The 17,783-nt window shown below is 71.0% G+C and carries 15 protein-coding genes; 6 read left to right on the top strand and 9 right to left on the bottom strand.

Annotated elements, in window-relative coordinates:
• Positions 1-74: 74 nt before the first annotated feature.
• From M8J73_RS30940 to M8J73_RS30930, 3 genes are all read right to left on the bottom strand, one after another.
• On the bottom strand, positions 75-1,493 hold the full coding sequence (locus tag M8J73_RS30940) for a PP2C family protein-serine/threonine phosphatase (protein ID WP_055542679.1): 1,419 nt from the start codon (positions 1,491-1,493) through the stop codon (positions 75-77).
• Positions 1,494-1,989: 496 nt separating this feature from the next.
• A complete protein-coding gene (locus tag M8J73_RS30935) occupies positions 1,990-3,105 on the bottom strand; it encodes a C40 family peptidase (RefSeq protein WP_249829336.1) in 1,116 nt (371 codons plus the stop codon).
• Positions 3,106-3,395: 290 nt separating this feature from the next.
• Positions 3,396-4,214 carry a hypothetical protein gene (locus tag M8J73_RS30930; RefSeq protein ID WP_055543297.1) on the bottom strand — a complete coding sequence of 273 codons (819 nt, stop codon included), beginning with the start codon at positions 4,212-4,214 and terminating at the stop codon, positions 3,396-3,398.
• Positions 4,215-4,476: 262 nt separating this feature from the next.
• On the opposite strand from M8J73_RS30930, the gene mshA reads away from it, so the two are divergent.
• Together mshA and M8J73_RS30920 are read left to right on the top strand one after the other, a co-directional pair.
• Positions 4,477-5,817, top strand: a complete 1,341-nt coding sequence (gene mshA, locus M8J73_RS30925; RefSeq protein WP_249829335.1) for a D-inositol-3-phosphate glycosyltransferase — start codon at positions 4,477-4,479, stop codon at positions 5,815-5,817.
• 93 nt (positions 5,818-5,910) lie between these two features.
• Positions 5,911-6,486 carry a type III secretion system chaperone family protein gene (locus M8J73_RS30920; RefSeq protein ID WP_308408366.1) on the top strand — a complete coding sequence of 192 codons (576 nt, stop codon included), beginning with the start codon at positions 5,911-5,913 and terminating at the stop codon, positions 6,484-6,486.
• Here M8J73_RS30920 and M8J73_RS30915 read toward each other — a convergent pair.
• The gene (locus M8J73_RS30915) at positions 6,477-7,901 is read right to left on the bottom strand and encodes an MDR family MFS transporter (RefSeq protein WP_249829334.1); all 1,425 of its coding nucleotides are present in this window, start codon (positions 7,899-7,901) and stop codon (positions 6,477-6,479) included. The two genes, M8J73_RS30920 and M8J73_RS30915, sit on opposite strands and share 10 nt — an antisense overlap.
• Positions 7,902-8,129: 228 nt before the next feature.
• Here M8J73_RS30915 and M8J73_RS30910 point away from each other — a divergent pair, with 228 nt between their 5' ends.
• Positions 8,130-8,891 (top strand): phosphoglyceromutase, encoded by a 762-nt coding sequence (locus M8J73_RS30910; protein WP_055538820.1) that lies wholly within the window; start codon positions 8,130-8,132, stop codon positions 8,889-8,891.
• 134 nt (positions 8,892-9,025) lie between these two features.
• On the opposite strand, the gene M8J73_RS30905 is transcribed toward M8J73_RS30910, so the two are convergent.
• From M8J73_RS30905 to phoU, 4 genes are all read right to left on the bottom strand, one after another.
• Positions 9,026-10,420: an alpha/beta hydrolase family protein gene (locus M8J73_RS30905; protein ID WP_055538817.1), complete on the bottom strand. Its 1,395-nt coding sequence runs from the start codon at positions 10,418-10,420 to the stop codon at positions 9,026-9,028.
• 144 nt (positions 10,421-10,564) lie between these two features.
• Complete coding sequence (locus tag M8J73_RS30900; protein ID WP_055538818.1) at positions 10,565-11,434, bottom strand: GNAT family N-acetyltransferase; 870 nt, start codon at positions 11,432-11,434, stop codon at positions 10,565-10,567.
• Between the two features lie 175 nt (positions 11,435-11,609).
• Complete coding sequence (locus M8J73_RS30895) at positions 11,610-11,858, bottom strand: SCO4226 family nickel-binding protein (RefSeq protein ID WP_055538819.1); 249 nt, start codon at positions 11,856-11,858, stop codon at positions 11,610-11,612.
• Between the two features lie 664 nt (positions 11,859-12,522).
• Positions 12,523-13,212, bottom strand: coding sequence for a phosphate signaling complex protein PhoU (gene phoU, locus M8J73_RS30890; protein ID WP_055517687.1), 690 nt, complete (start codon positions 13,210-13,212; stop codon positions 12,523-12,525).
• Between the two features lie 569 nt (positions 13,213-13,781).
• Here phoU and phoR point away from each other — a divergent pair.
• Entirely contained in the window at positions 13,782-15,038 is a 1,257-nt protein-coding gene (phoR, locus tag M8J73_RS30885; protein WP_055538361.1) for a two-component system sensor histidine kinase PhoR, read from the top strand.
• Positions 15,035-15,715 (top strand): two-component system response regulator PhoP, encoded by a 681-nt coding sequence (phoP, locus tag M8J73_RS30880; RefSeq protein WP_020140130.1) that lies wholly within the window; start codon positions 15,035-15,037, stop codon positions 15,713-15,715. The genes phoR and phoP overlap by 4 nt, the downstream gene beginning before the upstream one ends.
• Before the next feature lie 111 nt (positions 15,716-15,826).
• Here phoP and M8J73_RS30875 read toward each other — a convergent pair whose 3' ends face one another.
• Positions 15,827-16,510, bottom strand: coding sequence for a copper chaperone PCu(A)C (locus tag M8J73_RS30875; protein WP_055538362.1), 684 nt, complete (start codon positions 16,508-16,510; stop codon positions 15,827-15,829).
• 664 nt (positions 16,511-17,174) lie between these two features.
• On the opposite strand from M8J73_RS30875, the gene M8J73_RS30870 reads away from it, so the two are divergent.
• A complete protein-coding gene (locus tag M8J73_RS30870; RefSeq protein WP_003953493.1) occupies positions 17,175-17,657 on the top strand; it encodes a CarD family transcriptional regulator in 483 nt (160 codons plus the stop codon).
• Positions 17,658-17,783 lie beyond the last annotated feature (126 nt).

Here is a 17,783-nt window from a genome sequence, read left to right as displayed (position 1 = left end):
GGCGGGCGCCGTGGGTCGGGCGGGCGCTGCGGGTCGGGCGGTCCGGGCGAGTCAGCCCTCGCGGTCCAGGAGGGTCAGCCCTCGCGGTCCAGGAGGAGTACGGCCACGTCGTCGGTCAGCTCGCCGCCGTTGAGGTCGCGTACCTCGTTCACCGCGGCGCGCAGCAGTTCCTCGCCGCGCAGGCCCGCGGCGAGCTGGCGGCGAACCATCGCGACTATGCCGTCCTGGCCGAGCCGCTCCTTGCCCTCACCGATCCGGCCCTCTATGAGCCCGTCCGTGTAGAGCATCAGGCTCCAGGCGGCGCCCAGCTTGATCTGCGTGCGCGGCCAGCGCGCGTTCGGCAGCAGCCCGAGGGCGGGGCCGCTGTTGTCGAACGGCAGCAGCTCGGCCGACGGCGCGGCGCCGTCCCGCCCGTGGCGGACGATCAGCGGCGACGGGTGGCCGGCCAGGCACAGGCCCGCGCGGCGGCCGTCGGGGGCGATGTCGACCGTGCAGAGCGTCGCGAAGATCTCGTCGCTCTCCCGCTCGTGCTCCAGGACGCGCTGGAGCGTAGAGAGCAGCTCGTCACCGCACAGCCCCGCGAACGTCAGCGCCCGCCAGGCGATGCGCAGCTCCACACCGAGCGCCGCCTCGTCCGGGCCGTGCCCGCAGACGTCGCCGATCATGACGTGGACCGTGCCGTCGGGGGTGCGGACGGTGTCGTAGAAGTCGCCGCCGAGCAGCGCCCGGGAACGGCCCGGCCGGTAGCGCGCCGCGAACCGCAGGGACGAGCCCTCCAGCAACGGCGTCGGCAGCAGGCCCCGCTCCAGGCGCGCGTTCTCCTGGGCGCGCAGCCGCGACTCCGTGAGCCGGCGCTCGGCCGTGTCCGACCGCTTCCGCTCCACCGCGTAACGGATCGCGCGGCTCAGCAGCCGGCCGTCCAGCTCGTCGCGGAACAGATAGTCCTGCGCGCCGACCCGCACGGCCTCCGTGCCGCGCTCGGTGTCACCGGAGTCGGTGAGGGCGAGGACGGCGTGGCGGGGGGCCAGCTCCAGGACGTGCTTGAGGACGGAGAGCTCGTCGATGTCGGTGACGGTCTCCGTGGCGGTGCCGCCGCCGGCGGGGGCCGGGGCTTCGGGGGCGCGGACCGGGGCCGGCAGCGCCAGGTCCAGGAGGATGCAGTTGACGTCGTCGGTCAGCAGCCGCTGGGCCTCGGTGAGGTTGCGGGCGGTGCGGACACGGATCGGCTTGCCCGCGGAGTCGAGCAACTCGGGCACGTTGAGCGAGCCGGCCGGGTCGTCCTCGATCAGCAGCACCGTGAGGTTGGTGGTGCCCGTCGGCGCGACGGCACCGGCGGTCGGACCGGCCGGGTGTGTGGACTTGTCGGCAGGGGCCTGGGCCGAGGCGTTCAGGGCCGCCCCCTCTCCGGATGGGCCGCTGGGTGCGGACACGGCGTGCGCCTGACCACTCTCCACGGCCGGGATCGCTCTCTGCCGCGGTACGGGTACGGGCATCGTCTTGGGTTCCTTCCCTCCCCCCGAGGGCACGGGTGGGCGAGGGACCTCGACCCACCGACGGGGACCTTAGCGCCAGGCGCCGCCGCAACGGAATGCTTGGCGGGGCCCCGGACGGCAAACGGCCACCGTCATATGCCGCATCCAGTAGCGCATTTGGACATGACGGGGCTTTCCCCAGGGATGACGAATGTCACGCGATGGGGGTTGAGCCGACGGCCGAAGGTGGTGAGAGTCACGTGTGCTGGATCACTTGGCCGCCGAGTGGCCCACGGGTTGACAGGGTTTGGGTGTGTTGCGGGCGTAATGCGAACGGGGTGAGGGCGAACGCGACGGGCGGAACGCGGGCAGAACGTGGGTGGAGCGTGGGTGAGTTGCGGCCGGTCACGTCCCCTGCCGGTCACGCCGTCCGTCGGTCACGCCGTCCGTCGGTCACGTCGCCCGTCGGTCACGCCGTCCGTCGGTCACCTTCTCCGTCGGTCACGTCCCCCGTCGGTCACGCGTCGGGGCGTACGACTCCCAGGATCGGCATGGTTCCCGCTCCCGCGATCGTCACCGTCCGCCCCGGGCGCGGGGCGTGGACGATCGCACCGTCGCCTATGTACATGGCGACATGGCTCGCGTCGGCGTTGTAGATGATCAGGTCGCCGGGGCGCATGTTCTCGACGGGGATGTGCTCGAGCTGCCGCCACTGCTCCTGCGAGGTACGGGGGATGCCCCGGCCGGCCGCGATCCACGCCTGGCTGGTGAGGCCGGAGCAGTCGTACGTCCGCGGGCCCTCGGCGCCCCATTCGTACGCCTTGCCGATCTGGTCCGTCGCGAACTTCACGGCCTTCTTGCCCTGCTCGGAGGCCTTGCCGTCGATCTCGTCGAGGATGCCGGAGTCCAGCCAGGCGGCCTGCTTCTGCCGCGCGGTGTCCTCCTCCAGCTTCGCCAGCCGCTCCCGCTCGTCGTCCTCCAGATCGGCCTCCAGCTTCTCGGCGGTGGCGATCTGCTTCTTGATCTTCTTCTTGGCCTTCTCCTTGGCCTTGCGGTTCGCCTCGAGCTTCTGCCAGCGCGCCGAGGCGTCCTTGGAGTACTGCTCCAGGTCGTCCTGCGTGCGGTTCATCTCGGCGAGCAGACCCTTGGTCGCCAACTGCCCCTGGCGCAGCCGGTCCGCGCCCTCCAGGAACTCCTGGGGGTTCTCGCTCAGCCACAGCTGCACCTCCGGCGGCAGACTGCCGCCCCGGTACTGGGCGCGGGCCGCGGCGCCGATCAGGTCCTGCAACTTGTCCAGCTTCTCCTGGCCCTTGACGATCTCGTTCGCCAGATCGACGATCTCGGCGGACTGCTTGTCGGCCTTCTCCTCCGCCGCGTTGTACGCGTCCGTGGCCACCGCCGCGTCGTGGTAGAGGCCCTCCAGCTTCGCGCGGACGGCCTCCAACTCCTCGTTGGTGACCGGCGCGGAGTCCGCGTCGGGGGTGCCCGTGCCTGCGCCCGAGGGGGAGGGGGTGGGTGTCGGGTCGGTCGGCTGCGTCTGGCTCGCGTACGCGGTGACCGGTGCGCCCAGCACGGTCAACGCGCAGACCACGGCCACGGCCGCCATGGTCAGGCTCCGCTTGCCGGCTCCCATAGCCCTTGCCCCCAAACCCGTCCCGGCGCTGATGACTCACGCCAGGAGAACTGATTAACCGTCAGTAACTTCTGGCGCCTGGGTGATCGTGCCATGTAGTCGCGCAATGCGACAGAGGCGGGCAGGAACTCCCTTCCCCCGGCTCCCTCCCGTATGACGGTGCCCCCGTCTGTGTGACGAACGACTCACCGGGTTCGTTCCCAGGGGAGTTGGGGTGGTGGGGGCAGGCGTTGGGGTGGTGGGTGGCAGGCTGCGGGATCGGGCCGTCGGCTCGGGCGGACCGGTGTCGCTCAGGAGCGAGGGGCCAACGCCTCCCACGCCACCGTCACTTCGCCCTGGCGCCAGCGTGTGACGCCGTCCCGTACCGGCCAGTCCGCGCGCAGGTCGCGGATCGTGCGGATCCAGCGCTGGCGGGCACCGTAGGAGGCGTAGGGGGCGGCGGCGGCCCAGGCGCGGTCGAAGTCGCGGAGGAAGGCGTGGACGGGCTCGCCCGGGATATTGCGGTGGATCAGCGCCTTGGGGAGGCGCTCGGCCAGGTCCGAGGGGCGCTCCAGCGAACCCAGTCGGGTGGCGAACGTGACCGTGCGGGGGCCCTCCGGGCCGAGGGCGACCCAGACGTGCCGGCGGCCGATCTCGTCGCACGTGCCCTCGACGAGCAGTCCGCCCGTGGAGACCGGCAGACCGCCGGGTGACGGCGGGCCGCCCGGCGCGAGGCGGGCGCACAGCCGCTCCCAGACGGCGGCGACCTCCTCCTCGTCGTACTGCCGCAGGACGTTGGCCGCCCGGATGAGCGTCGGACGGCCCGGTACGGGCACCTCGAAGCCGCCGTGCCGGAAGGTGAGCCCGTCGCACGCGTACGGCTGCGCCGCCGCGACCCTGGCCGGGTCGATCTCGATGCCGACGACCTCGGTGCGGGGCGCTGCCGCGCGCAGTCGCCGCAGCAGCTCCAGCGCGGTCCAGGGGGCGGCGCCGTAGCCGAGGTCCACGGCGAGGGGGGTGGCGGCACGGCGGAGTTCGGCGCCGTGGGTGGCCGCGATCCAGCGGTCCATGCGGCGCAGACGGTTGGGGTTGGTGGTGCCGCGGGTCACCGTGCCGACGGGTCGTGCCATGGGCCGAGCGTATGCGGAGGGGAGGTGGCCGGGTCGCGGGGCTCCACCCCTGGCCCCCGGGTCACTGGAGGGCGCCTGGTTGGCCCGCCCGCCCGGCTACGAGCCCGCGGGCGCCCCGTATCCCACCCCTGGTCGAACGGTTGAGCGAGGATCGGTAATTGTTTTGCAAAGAGGAAATGGAACTGCCTCGTCCGGTGTTCCCCCTGCCGAGAGGGTCCGCACGCCCTCCGAACGGCATGCCCGCAGCAAGGAGGAACGCCACGTGAGCCACTACGTCAGCAGGCTCGGGCGACGCTCTCCGACCGCCGCGTCCCGGTTGAGACTGCACAGGAAACCCCGCCGCGTGGCGATGCTGTCCGTGCACACCTCACCGCTCCACCAGCCGGGCACGGGCGACGCCGGCGGTATGAACGTCTACATCGTGGAGCTGGCGCAGCGTCTCGCGGCGCTCAACATCGAGGTGGAGATCTTCACGCGGGCCACCACGGCCGCCCTCCGGCCGAAGGTCGAGCTGGCGCCCGGCGTCCTCGTCCGGCATGTCGACGCGGGCCCGTACGAGGGCCTGGCGAAGGAGGACCTGCCCGCCCAGCTGTGTGCCTTCACGCACGGGGTGATGCAGGCGTGGGCCGGGCACCGCCCCGGCTACTACGACCTCGTCCACTCGCACTACTGGCTCTCCGGCCACGTCGGCTGGCTCGCCGCCGAACGGTGGGGCGTCCCCCTGGTGCACGCCATGCACACCATGGCGAAGGTCAAGAACGCCGCGCTCGCCCTCGGCGACACCCCCGAACCCGCCGCCCGCGTCATCGGCGAGACCCAGGTCGTACGCGCCGCCGACCGCCTCATAGCCAACACGGCGGAGGAGGCCGACGAACTCGTACGCCACTACGAGGCCGACCCCGCCAAGGTGGCCGTCGTCCACCCCGGTGTGAACCTCGACCGCTTCCGCCCCGCCGACGGCCGCGCCGCGGCCCGCGCCCGCCTCGGCCTCCCGCAGGACGCGCTGATCCCCCTGTTCGCCGGCCGTATCCAGCCCCTCAAGGCCCCCGACGTGCTGCTGCGCGCCGTGGCCGTCCTGCTGGGCGAGCGGCCCGAACTGCGGTCGAGGATCGTCGTGCCCGTCGTCGGCGGACCGAGCGGCAGCGGGCTCGCCAAGCCGGAGGGGCTGCAGAAGCTGGCCGCGCGCCTCGGTATCGCCGATGTCGTGCGCTTCCGGCCGCCGGTCGGCCAGGAGCAGCTCGCGGACTGGTTCCGGGCGGCGTCCGTGCTGGTCATGCCGTCGTACAGCGAGTCCTTCGGGCTGGTCGCCATCGAGGCGCAGGCGGCCGGTACGCCGGTGCTGGCGGCCGCGGTCGGCGGGCTCCCGGTCGCGGTACGCGACGGACAGACCGGTTTCCTGGTCCAGGGGCACGATCCGGCGGCGTACGCGCGCGTGCTGCGCGATTTCGCCGACACCCCCGACCTCCCCGCCCGCATGGGCGAGGCCGCCGCCCGCCACGCCGAGTCCTTCGGCTGGGACACGGCCGCGCAGGCCACGGCCGACGTGTACACGGCGGCAACCCATGACCACCGGCGGCAGGGACTGCGGGCCCACCACGGGTAGGCCGCACGCGCGCCGCCGACGCCGCCCCCGGTTGCCGTACCCCTCCTCCCCGGCTGCCGTAGCTCTCCCCCTACCGGCGGGTACGCTCGCCCCATGGCTGACGCAGCGGCGATCATCGAGCAGGTCCTCACCGAGGCCGAGCTGGAGTGGGAGAGTCCGGGCACCGGCAACTACGTCGTGAAGCTCCCCGGGACACGCAAGCTCTCCACCACGGTCTCGCTGCTGGTCGGCAGGCACTCCCTCTCCCTGAACGCCTTCGTGATCCGCCACCCCGACGAGAACGAGGCCGGCGTCCACCGCTGGCTCCTGGAGCGCAACCTCAAGCTGTACGGGGTGAGTTACGCCGTCGACCAGCTCGGCGACGTGTACGTCACCGCCAAGCTGCCGCTCGCCGCCATCACCCCCGAGAGCATCGACGGCCTCCTCGGCCAGGTCCTGGAAGCGGCGGACGGCGCCTTCAACACCCTCCTGGAACTGGGCTTCGCCTCCGCGATCCGCAAGGAGTACGCGTGGCGGGTGTCGCGCGGGGAGTCCACCCGCAACCTGGACGCGTTCAGCCATCTGACGCGGGACGCGGAGCCCCAGGCGGCTCCGCCAGCCCCGGAGGCCCCGGGGGCATCAGAGGCTCCGGGGGCGTCAGGGGCTCAGGGAGCCAATGGTCAGAGCTGATCTCCGGGGGCGGGGCCCGGGGAGATGGCGGACGCGACGGACGTAGCGGATGTGGCCGACGTAGTGGACGCAGCGGGCGTAGCGGAGATCGCGGGGACCACCGAGGCCCCGTTCACCGCCTGCTCGCAGGGCCGGTCCTCGACCGACGCGCCCTCGACCGACGGGCCCTCCACCGACGGGCCCTCCACCGACGCGCCCTCCTCAGGGGCGCTCCCCTCCGGCATCCGCCGCATGAGCAGCCAGTACCCGGCACCCGCCACGGTCCCGACCACCGCGCACAGCCCCCACAGCCACTCCGCGCCCCACCGGTCGATGACGACACCGGACATGACCGGCGCGACGAGGGCGGCGACGGACCAGGACATGGTGTACATGCCCTGGTAGCGGCCCCGGCCATGGACCGGGGAGAGGCGGACGACGAGGCTCGTCTGCGTGGGGGCGTTCACGATCTCGGCGAGGGTCCACACGCAGACGGTGAGGGCGAAGACCCCGATCGAGCCGGCGAAGGCGGTCAGACCGAAGCCGTACCCCGCGAGCACGGAGGAGATGACGAGCAGCCGCCCGGTGTCACGGTGCTCGATGAACCGCGTGACCGGGATCTGGAGCGCGACGATCAGCACGCCGTTGACGGCGATGGCGAGGCCGTAGTCGGCGGGGGTGAAGCCCGCCTCGCCCATGGCGACGGGCAGTCCGACCGAGCCCTGCTGGAAGATCACCGCGACGAGGAACGACAGTCCGACGACGCTCATGAACCGCCGGTCGCGCAGCACGGTCCCGAGACCCACCTCGTCGGCGGCCGCCTTCTCCGCCGCCGTCCGCTCGGGCCGGGACTCCGGCAGCTTCAGGAAGACGACGATCGCGCAGACGAGGGTCATACCGGCCTCGATCAGGAAGCCGGCGAGATAACTGACCTCGGCGATAAAACCGGCGGCCACGGAGGAGACGGCGAAGCCGAGGTTGATGGCCCAGTAGTTCAGGGAGAAGGCGCGGACCCGGTCCTCGGGGCGCACGATGTCCGCCATCATCGCCTGCACCGCCGGGCGGGAGGCGTTGCTGGTGGCGCCGACGAGGAAGGCGACGGCGGCGATGGCGACGGGGTCCTGCACGAAGCCGAGCAGGGCGACGGAGAAGGCCGTGGAGGACTGGGCGATCAGCAGGGTGGGCCGCCGCCCGAGCCGGTCGGCCATGACACCGCCGCCGAGGGAGGAGACGACGCCGCCCAGCCCGTGGAGGGAGGCGACGAGACCGGCGTACGAGGCGGAGTAGCCGCGGTCGAGCGTCAGATAGAGCGCCATGAAGGTGGCGACGAACGCGCCGAGCCGGTTGACGAGCGTGCTGGTCCACAGCCACCAGAACTCGCGGGGCAGCCCCGAGACGGACTCCCGGACAGCGCGTCTGGCAGCGGCGAGTGGCATGACGGTCCCCCACGACGTAAGCGGCTAAAGCGGCGAACACAACTTACGAAGGCGGGCGAGCCCCGGACCACCCAATTAACAGACACCGTCAACTGACGCCCATGACCGGAAGCGACGCCCGAGCCGCGCGCCGCAACACCCCCACCGCCCCCTCTCACTGCCCGCCGGAACTGTCCGCCTGTCGGCCATATGGGCGACGTCTCCCGGCCGTCGATTACGCTCGGGGCCATGGCCGACGCACCGTACAAGCTGATCCTCCTCCGCCACGGCGAGAGCGAGTGGAACGAGAAGAACCTGTTCACCGGCTGGGTGGACGTCAACCTCACGGCGAAGGGCGAGAAGGAGGCGACGCGCGGCGGTGAGCTGCTGAAGGACGCCGGCCTGCTGCCCGACGTACTGCACACCTCCCTCCAGAAGCGCGCGATCCGCACCGCCCAGCTGGCCCTCGAGGCCGCGGACCGCCACTGGATCCCGGTCCACCGTTCCTGGCGCCTGAACGAGCGCCACTACGGCGCCCTCCAGGGCAAGGACAAGGCGCAGACGCTCGCCGAGTACGGCGAGGAGCAGTTCATGCTGTGGCGCCGCTCGTACGACACCCCGCCGCCCCCGATCGAGGACGGCAGCGAGTACTCCCAGTCGGACGACCCGCGCTACGCGACGATCCCGCCGGAGCTCCGCCCCCGCACGGAGTGCCTGAAGGACGTCGTCGTCCGCATGCTCCCGTACTGGTACGACGGCATCGTCCCCGACCTCCTCGCTGGCCGCACGGTCCTCGTCGCCGCCCACGGCAACAGCCTCCGCGCCCTCGTCAAGCACCTCGACGGCATCTCCGACGCCGACATCGCGGGCCTGAACATCCCCACGGGCATCCCCCTCTACTACGAACTCGACGCCTCCTTCACCCCGGTCACCCCCGGCGGCAAGTACCTCGACCCTGAGGCGGCCGCGGCAGCGATCGAAGCGGTGAAGAACCAGGGCAAGAAGAAGTAACCAGCGCGCTGAAGAAGCCCCCTACCTGCGGGTTGTCCGCTGGTAGGGGGCTCGTTGCTGTGCTGGGGCCGTCTCTGGGCCATCAGGTTTGGGACGGTTCGGGTCGGGCCGTGTCGAAGTCGGTGGCCGAGCACTCAGCGCCGGAGCACGTCGGCGAGCCAGTCGAAGACGACGTCGCAGTGCTGCTGAGGGGCCATCGGGGAGCAGTGCAACTGTGCCCCGGTGGCCTTCGTCAGTTTCACGTAGTCGCGCCGCGTGCGCAGCAGGTCGTACATCTCCCGCGGCTGGCCGGGGTAGAACTGCTCGAAGTCGTAGTCCAGTACGAGCGTCGGGGCCTTGATCCTGCCGACGATCCCGGTGATGTCGAGGCCCATGGCCACCTGCGCCGGTGTCCAGAGGTCGGTGAGGACCTTGCCCCGGCGCGCCTGGCGCAGCGCCTTCCGATCGAAGACCTCGAAGCGCTTCTTGACCGCGAAGGCCTCCTGCGGGGTCAGCCCAGGGACGACCTCCTCGTTCCAGACCCGGTTGGTCTCCTCCTTGTCGGGTGTGACGATGTCACGCAGTGCCTCGTCGAATCCGAGCCAGGGGCTGAGGCATCCGGGCATCGCCACACATGCGGCGAGCCGGTGCTCGAAGGCGGCGGCCCGCGGGGCGAGGTTGCCGCCCATGCTGAGGCCGGTGAGGGCGATGCGCCGGCCGTCCACGTCCTCGCGCCGCAGCAGCCAGTCGACGATCGGGGCGACCACAGTCTCCCAGCGGGTGGTGAAAGGGATCTCCTCGACGAACAGCAGCTGTCCCTGTCCGGGGCCGTCATAGACGAGGGCGTTCCAGCCGCGGTCGAGGGCTGCGGACACGCCGTAGGTCCACATGTCCACGTTCTGCCCGTCACTGCCGTTGGTGAGGATGACGGTGGGGCGCCGCTCGGCGGGGCCGTCCGGGCGGAAGAACCACAGCGGCAGCCGGGTCCTGCCCCACGGGACCCGGGCGGTGACAGCAGCGGGCGTGCAGAGCCGGGCGAAGGTGTCCCAGGCCCTGCGTCCCGCCTCGTAGACCGCCTCCTCGTCACCGGGCTGGTCGGTGCCCAGGACGTAGAACAGCGCCTGGGCGTAGTACTGGGCCGCGCGCAGCGAGCGGAAACGGCGGGTCTGCGACGGCGTCCCGCGGCCGTCCCGGCCCACGGCCGGGGGAGCGGAGAGCTGGTCGCCCCAGGACCGGAAGGTGTCGGTGTAGGTCTGCTCGGAGAGCCCCGCCGCGTTGATGGTGTTGACCGCGGTCAGCACCTCCCCGACCTCGGAGGCGCGCATGCCTGCGGCTCCCAGCGCGAGCAACCCTGCGAAGTTGAAGCCGGGATCGGCGAAGAGCCGCATCGCTCCCGGCGTCGGATCGGGCGCCGCCGAAGGCGCAGCGGGTGCGGCGGCCGCGGTATGGGCGGTGCTCCCGACGGCGAGCGCGCCCGCCCCCGCGGCGAGCCCGGTCAGGGCCGCGCGGCGGCTGAGGGAAGCAGGCTGGTGCGGTGTGCTTGCGGTCATGCGGGGGACGCTACGACGCTCCACCCCGCGCGAATCCGTGGCGCGCCCTCCCATGCTTCTAACGGGCCCATGTGCGGGCCCGTTCGGCTGCCGCACAGGGTGCGTAGGACGCAGTCACCACCTCTGATGAGGGCGAGGTCGACCCTACGAGCCGGCGTACGTGAAGTCGTGTACCGCGATGTCGGTGAGGCGGACGTAGCCGAGGCGTTGGTAGAGGGCGTTGCTCGTGGGGTTGGCCGCGTTGGTGTAGAGGACCACGTCCGTGGCGCCCGCGTTCAGGGCGGCTCGGCTCACCTCCGTCGTCACCGCTGCCCCGTAGCCGCGGCCGCGGAGGTGGGCCGGGGTGTAGACGGGGTCCACCCGGGCCATGCCGGCGACCATCGGGTTCACGCCCGCCATCGACACGGGGGTGCCGTCCGGGGCCTCCCAGTACGTGTAGTGCTTCTCGGCGAAGCGGGTGTTCGCCCACGTCGCCGCGTCGATCGTGACGTCCTCCTCGACGTCCGCCGCGAACTCACGGCACCACTGCATGAGGTGTTCCTGGTCCCCCTCGCCCACGAGCCGGCCCCGGCCCTCCGGGTGCGGGTCCGGCGGCGTGAGCGTGCCCAGGCGGTACAGGTGGAGCCGGACCCTCTCTGCCGACGTCGCCCCTGTGTGCCGGTGCCACGCCTCCGTGAACGCAGTAATCGTGTCCTCGTCGGCCGTGATGAACGGCAGGGCCCACTCCATCGCGGTCAGGCGAGCCGCGAGGCTTTCGGCCTGCTCCGGGGTGAGCGACGTGACGTTCATGCCGCGGGACGGGAAGCGGTAGAACGTGGCCTCGACCTCGCCCCCTCGCTCCAGCCGGCCGAACACGGGGAACTGGCCCTCGTACGCGGCCGCACCCAGCGTACGGAGCTTCTCCGTCACCGAGAGCTGCGTGGTGTGCAGAGCGGGGCGCGAGCGTAGGAACTCTCCCGCTCGCGCGAGGAACTCGTCGACGTCTTCAGTGAGGTGCCAGTCATCCGAACGCATGCCTCATGATCCCGGATGGCCTGGGCCACGGGGAGGCGGATGAGTGGAGATCGGCCAGCCGCGACACAAGGGCGGGGGGTTGCCCGGGCCCTCCCGGCCCCGGCCCAAGAGCCTTCGCCGCCGAACACTGGCCGAGAATCGCCACATCGCCACCCCATGCCCTCGGCAGATCGGGTCAGACCGTCAGCGGCACCGGGTGTACCTCGTCCGCCTTGTGGCCGGTGCGTTCGTGGATGCGTTGGACCGCTTCGGCGGAGGGCGCCTCGGAGAGGCAGTAGACCGTGCCGGACTCCGGGTCCGCCCAGGCGCGCTCGAAGTGGACGCGCTCGTCGCTCTCTATGTCGAGATCGGCCTGGTGCGCCGCTCGCAGCTGCTCGGCGGTGATGCCCTTCATCCCGTGGTGGACGTCCATGAACTTCGCCATGGCCTCGCACCTCCTTCTTTCCTGCTTTCCCTGCCGTCCGTATGTACCTCCATGCTGCGCCCCTTCGGCTACGGCCGCGCGGGCTCGAAGGAGAACCGCGCAGAAGCGAACGGAGAAGCGAACGGAGAAGCGAACGGAGAAGTGGGCAGAAGTGAGCGGAGAAGCGAGCGGAGGAGAGAGCCGGGAAGGGGAAGGGGCCCGCCCCTCGGACAGGCCCCTCGTTCCTCATGCCTCACCCGTGCGCATGCGACCGTCTGCCGCTCAGCCGCACTGGCACGGGTTGCCGGACTGGCACCCGCACCCGCAGCCGGACCCGCAGCCGCAGGCGCCGAACAAGGGCAGGGACTTTGTGTCGGCTGGCTGGTGGGTGTCCCGTGTCTGTGTCGGGTCGGGCGTACTGGGGCTGGCGGGGGATTCGGCCATGGTCCCTCCTCGAAGGCTGATGCCTGTGCCCATTGGATGCCCCATTGCATGACGTTTCAGCCGGGCGCATCAACGGCGCACAGAGGCGTCCGTACGCCCGGCGGAGGCGCCACGCGCTCACCCTCGGCCAGGCCCGCACGCCCCTCCCACCAGGCGCGCACGCCCTCGAGAGCATCCACGCGCCGCGCCCACCAGACCACCGGGCGCCCCCGGCTCCTGCTGCCTGGACCCCCGTAGGGCCCTACGCCCCCTCCACCCCCGTCACCGGCTGGATGTCGGCCTGGAGTTCGTCCGCGTGTTCGCCGGTCACCAGGTACACCACCCGCTTGGCGACGGAGACCGCGTGGTCGGCGAAGCGCTCGTAGTAGCGGCCGAGGAGGGTGACGTCGACGGCGGTCTCGATGCCGTGCTTCCAGCGGTCGTCCATCAGGTGCTGGAAGAGCGTGCGGTGGAGGAGGTCCATCGCGTCGTCGTCCTGCTCCAGCTGGAGCGCCAGGTCGACGTCCTTGGTGATGATGACCTCGGCGGCCTTGGCCATGAGCCGCTGCGCGAGCTGGCCCATCTCCAGGATCGTGGCGTGCAGGTCGCGCGGGACCGCCCGCTCCGGGAAGCGCAGCCGGGTGAGCTTGGCCACGTGCTGGGCCAGGTCGCCGGAGCGCTCCAGGTCGGCGGACATGCGCAGCGAGGTCACGACTATACGGAGGTCCGTCGCGACCGGCTGCTGCCGGGCCAGCAGCGCTATCGCGCGGGCCTCCAGGTCGTGCTGGAGGTCGTCGACCTTCTGGTCGGCCTCGATCACGCTCTCCGCCAGCTTCAGGTCGGCGTCGAGGATCGCCGTCGTGGCGCGTCCGATCGCCGACCCCACCAGGCGGGCCATCTCGACCAGGCCCTCACCGATCGAGTCAAGTTCCTCGTGGTACGCGTCCCGCATCAGGGTGTCCCTCTCTTACGTGCGTCTGCTCGTGGGTTTCCGAAAAGGCCGTGCCCGAAAGCCGTGCCGCCACACCGACGGTCGTGCCCCCATTCTCCGGAAGCCGTGCCGCCCCTGGGCGATGGCCGCCCTCCGTGCCCGGAAGCCTTGCCACCACCCGGTGGTGCCGGTCCTCCGTGCCGGGAGCCGTGCCACCACCCGGTGGTGTCCGTCCTCCGTGCCCCGGAAGCCGTGCCACCACCCGGCGACGGCGTCCTCCGTCCCCGGAAGCCGTACCGCCCTGCCGGCGACGGGTGGGTTCCACTTCCGGGTGGAAGCCGTGCCGTGCCGTCGCATCGCCGGCCGCCGTGCCCGTGCGAAGGCGCGGCCGCCGTACCGCCGGGCCGGAGCGGATGCCGGCCCGGGGGGCCCGGATGAACCCCACGCTCCCACGTTCCGACCCCTACGCGTCCGTTTCCGCCATCCCAAATGAACCATCACTGGCTCCAAGGTGAACTCTGGGCGACGAGTGTTCGAGGTCGCCCTTCGAGTGCTGTGGGGATGTCCGACCTCGTGCCTAACCTGGATGCATGGACGTGAACGCGGCGGTCGCCGCAGCGGCAGCGATCGCCGGTGTACTCACCGGTGTCATCGCCATGCTGGCGTTCCGCTTCAGTGAACGCGAGCAGAAGCGTCCGACCAGGACATCCCTGCACACGGACCCGGTGCTGCCGCCCGGCGTGGACACCGTGCTCTCCGTGCTGCGCTCCTCCGCCGTGGTGCTCGACGAGGGCGACGGCGTCGTCAAGGCGAGCTCCGCCGCCTACTCCCTGGGGCTGGTCCGCGGTGGGAAGCTCGCCATCGAACCGATGCTCCAGATGGCGCGCGACACCCGCCGCGACGGGGAGATACGCCAGGTCGAGCTGGATCTGCCCCGGCGCGGCACCGGGCGCGGCGAGGCCCTCGCGGTCTCCGCGCGCGTCGCGCCGCTGGGCTCCCGGCTCGTGCTGCTCCTCGTCGAGGACCTCACCGAGGCCCGTCGCATAGAGGCGGTACGCCGTGACTTCGTCGCGAACGTGAGCCATGAGCTGAAGACCCCGGTCGGCGCCCTGTCCCTGCTCTCCGAGGCCGTCATGGGCGCCAGCGACGACCCGGAGGCGGTGGAGCGCTTCGCCGGGCGGATGCAGATCGAGGCGACCCGGCTCACCAACCTGGTGCAGGAGCTCATCGACCTCTCCCGCGTGCAGAACGACGACCCGCTGGAGGACGCCGAGCCCGTACGGGTGGACGAGCTGGTCGCGGAGGCCGTCGACCGCTGCCGCCACCAGGCCGGCTCCAAGCAGATCACCATCGCCGCCGGCGGCACCGCCGCGCTGAAGGTGTGGGGCCACCGCGGCCAGCTCGCCGCGGCCCTCGGCAACCTCGTCGAGAACGCCGTCAACTACTCCCCGGCCCGCACCCGTGTCGGCATCGCCGCGCGCAGGGTGTCCGCACCCGGCGGGGACCTCATCGAGATCTCCGTGACCGACCAGGGCATCGGCATCTCCGACAAGGACAAGGAGCGCATCTTCGAGCGCTTCTACCGCGTGGACCCGGCCCGCTCCCGCCAGACCGGCGGCACGGGTCTCGGACTCGCGATCGTCAAGCACGTGGCGGCCTCGCACGGCGGGCAGGTCACGGTGTGGAGCTCCGAAGGCCAGGGCTCCACGTTCACCCTCAGGCTGCCGGAGGCGGGCGCGTCCCGCGACCGCGCCACGCACCACCCGGACCTCGACGACGAGGACGGACAACCGCACACCGAGTCATCCCCGTACGCATCGCATCCCGCCCCGGAGGTCCTTCCGTGACCCGAGTGCTCGTCGTCGAGGACGAGGAGTCCTTCTCCGACGCCCTGTCCTACATGCTCCGCAAGGAGGGCTTCGAGGTCGCCATCGCGACCACCGGGCCCGACGGACTCGACGAGTTCGAGCGCAACGGCGCCGACCTCGTCCTCCTCGACCTGATGCTGCCCGGTCTGCCCGGCACCGAGGTCTGCCGTCAGCTGCGCAACCGCTCCAACGTCCCGGTGATCATGGTCACGGCCAAGGACAGCGAGATCGACAAGGTCGTGGGCCTGGAAATAGGAGCCGACGACTATGTCACCAAGCCTTTCTCCTCGCGCGAGCTCGTCGCCCGTATCCGGGCCGTACTGCGCCGCCGCGGCGAGCCCGAGGAGGTCACCCCGGCCGCGCTGGAGGCCGGTCCGGTCCGTATGGACGTCGACCGTCACGTGGTCACCGTCTCCGGCTCCAAGGTCGACCTCCCCCTCAAGGAGTTCGACCTGCTCGAGATGCTGCTGCGCAACGCGGGCCGCGTGCTGACCCGTATGCAGCTCATCGACCGCGTCTGGGGCGCCGACTACGTGGGTGACACCAAGACCCTCGACGTCCACGTCAAGCGCCTCCGCGCCAAGATCGAACCGGACCCGGGCGCCCCGAGATACCTGGTCACGGTCCGCGGCCTCGGCTACAAGTTCGAGCCGTAAATCGCAATCCGCAGCCGCAGCCGCAGCAGTGGCACCGGCAGCGACACATACGACGAAGGGCGGCACCCCCGTGGGGGTGCCGCCCTTCGTGGCGCGTCGTGCGTACGGCGCTCAGTGGCTGGATGCCGCCTCGGACTCGGAGGCGGACGGCGAGCCGGAGGAACCGGCGGCGGCGCCCTCCTCCTCGGTGGCGCCCTCCTCCGGCGAACCGGAGGCGGACGGCGAGCCGGAGGCCTTGTCCGACGGGCTCGGGCTGGTGACCGGGGCCTCCGGGATGTCGCTCGGGCCCCACTTCTCGAAGTAGTGCTCGGCGGGGACGACGAAGGCGCGCAGGCTCACGTCACCGGTCTTGCTGAAGGAGAAGGTGACCTTCTGGGCGTTGCCGTTCTGCACGGAGGGGCCGAGGTCCGACAGGACGGCGGAGGCGTTGCCCTCGCCGCCGAGGATCACCGAGCCGCCGGCCGGGACGACGACCTTGCCGCCCTTGCCCTCACCCTTGGCCGGGGTGACCTCGGCGGCGCCGGCGCCGTCCACGGTGACGGAGTCCAGCGTCTGGTCGGTGGTGGAGTTGTTGAACAGGGTCGCGGAGACGACCGCCGGGCCCTTGGCCACGGCGTCCGGCTGGGTGACCACGAGGGCGTTCTGGATCTCGATGGCCCCGACGCTCGTCGCCGCGTTGTCCGGCTTGACCTGGAGCGTCTGGGCGTTGCTGCCGGCGCTGCACGCGGCGAGCGAGGCGATCGAGAACGCGAGGGCGGCGGCGGCGAGTGTGCCGCGTCGAAGGCTGCTGCTCACGGCGGCGGCAACTCCTTGAACGTGGGCGATACGTGATCGGTAGCGGGCTTAGGTTACCGAGCCGCCCCATCACGGCCGCACCCGACCCTCCCCAAGTGCCCCGCGAGTCACCGGAAGCAATTGACCGACGGGCCGCCCGCGCACTCGTCCGGCATTCACATAACCCCCATCGAACCCTTCCCCACCGCACCTCGATTTCCGGCGAGGAATGCGTACGGCCACGGAAAATCGATCGGCCACCAGAAGCCCACGCAGAAGCAACCGGAACCGGAGAGGAACCGGAGAGGAACCGGCACAGGAACCGCTCCGGAACACGATCCGGTAACGGCGGAAGATCTCCGGGAGATCGAACTCCTTGATCAATTCCGGATTCGTCTCGTACCCGACTCCGCCCACCGAACGGAGTAACGGAAGTCGCACACTTGGAGTCGGACAAAGTAGGACGTTCGGACAGTCGGGGAGCCCTCCGGATAGGTGTAACGTGCGCGTTTCACTCTGCCCGGAGAGCCGCTCCCACCTGCGAATACCCACTCCCGTTCGCCCCTCGCAGCACGTTCCTGTCGCTGTTGTCAAGCCCCGAGATATGCCCTGACCTGCGAAAACGCCATTCAGAACACGCCGTATCCGTGTTACCCTGGATAGCCACGGAAGGGGTACCTGTCACATGACGTTCAAGGTTGGCGACACCGTGGTCTATCCCCATCACGGGGCCGCGCTGATCGAGGCCATCGAAACTCGCCAGATCAAAGGCGTGGACAAGACCTACTTGGTGCTCAAGGTCGCCCAGGGTGACCTGACGGTGCGCGTACCGGCGGACAATGCGGAGTTCGTGGGTGTGCGTGACGTGGTCGGTCAGGACGGCCTGGATCGGGTCTTCGAGGTGCTGCGTGCACCGTACGCCGAAGAGCCCACGAACTGGTCGCGCCGTTACAAGGCAAACCTGGAGAAGCTCGCCTCCGGCGATGTCATCAAGGTCGCGGAGGTAGTGCGTGACCTGTGGCGTCGTGAGCGCGAGCGCGGACTGTCCGCCGGTGAGAAGCGCATGCTCGCCAAGGCCCGCCAGATCCTGGTGAGCGAGCTCGCCCTCGCGGAGAACACCAACGAGGACAAGGCCGAGGCCCTGCTGGACGAGGTCCTCGCGTCCTGAACTGACTGAGGCAGGCAGCCAGCCCGCTCAGCCGCTCAGCGCAGCACACTGAAATGCCGCGGTGCCCGATGACGTACGTATTGTCGCCGGGCGCTGCGGCATGTTCGTACCCGGTCACGGAACCGG

It is taken from the genome of Streptomyces neyagawaensis, from assembly GCF_023516595.1.
Taxonomy (GTDB): domain Bacteria; phylum Actinomycetota; class Actinomycetes; order Streptomycetales; family Streptomycetaceae; genus Streptomyces; species Streptomyces neyagawaensis.
The sequence above is the reverse complement of the archived record's forward strand: the minus strand, read 5'-3'. Positions and strand labels throughout refer to the sequence as shown.

Coding starts and splice junctions, on each gene's coding strand:
- M8J73_RS30905 (WP_055538817.1), bottom strand. CDS start 10,420: ATGACCGCAAGCACACCGCACCAGCCTGCTTCCCTCAGCCGCCGCGCG.
- M8J73_RS30930 (WP_055543297.1), bottom strand. CDS start 4,214: ATGGCACGACCCGTCGGCACGGTGACCCGCGGCACCACCAACCCCAAC.
- M8J73_RS30940 (WP_055542679.1), bottom strand. CDS start 1,493: ATGCCCGTACCCGTACCGCGGCAGAGAGCGATCCCGGCCGTGGAGAGT.
- phoU (WP_055517687.1), bottom strand. CDS start 13,212: ATGCGGGACGCGTACCACGAGGAACTTGACTCGATCGGTGAGGGCCTG.
- M8J73_RS30920 (WP_308408366.1), top strand. CDS start 5,911: ATGGCTGACGCAGCGGCGATCATCGAGCAGGTCCTCACCGAGGCCGAG.
- M8J73_RS30870 (WP_003953493.1), top strand. CDS start 17,175: ATGACGTTCAAGGTTGGCGACACCGTGGTCTATCCCCATCACGGGGCC.
- M8J73_RS30895 (WP_055538819.1), bottom strand. CDS start 11,858: ATGGCGAAGTTCATGGACGTCCACCACGGGATGAAGGGCATCACCGCC.
- M8J73_RS30900 (WP_055538818.1), bottom strand. CDS start 11,434: ATGCGTTCGGATGACTGGCACCTCACTGAAGACGTCGACGAGTTCCTC.
- M8J73_RS30910 (WP_055538820.1), top strand. CDS start 8,130: ATGGCCGACGCACCGTACAAGCTGATCCTCCTCCGCCACGGCGAGAGC.
- M8J73_RS30915 (WP_249829334.1), bottom strand. CDS start 7,901: ATGCCACTCGCCGCTGCCAGACGCGCTGTCCGGGAGTCCGTCTCGGGG.
- M8J73_RS30935 (WP_249829336.1), bottom strand. CDS start 3,105: ATGGGAGCCGGCAAGCGGAGCCTGACCATGGCGGCCGTGGCCGTGGTC.
- phoR (WP_055538361.1), top strand. CDS start 13,782: ATGGACGTGAACGCGGCGGTCGCCGCAGCGGCAGCGATCGCCGGTGTA.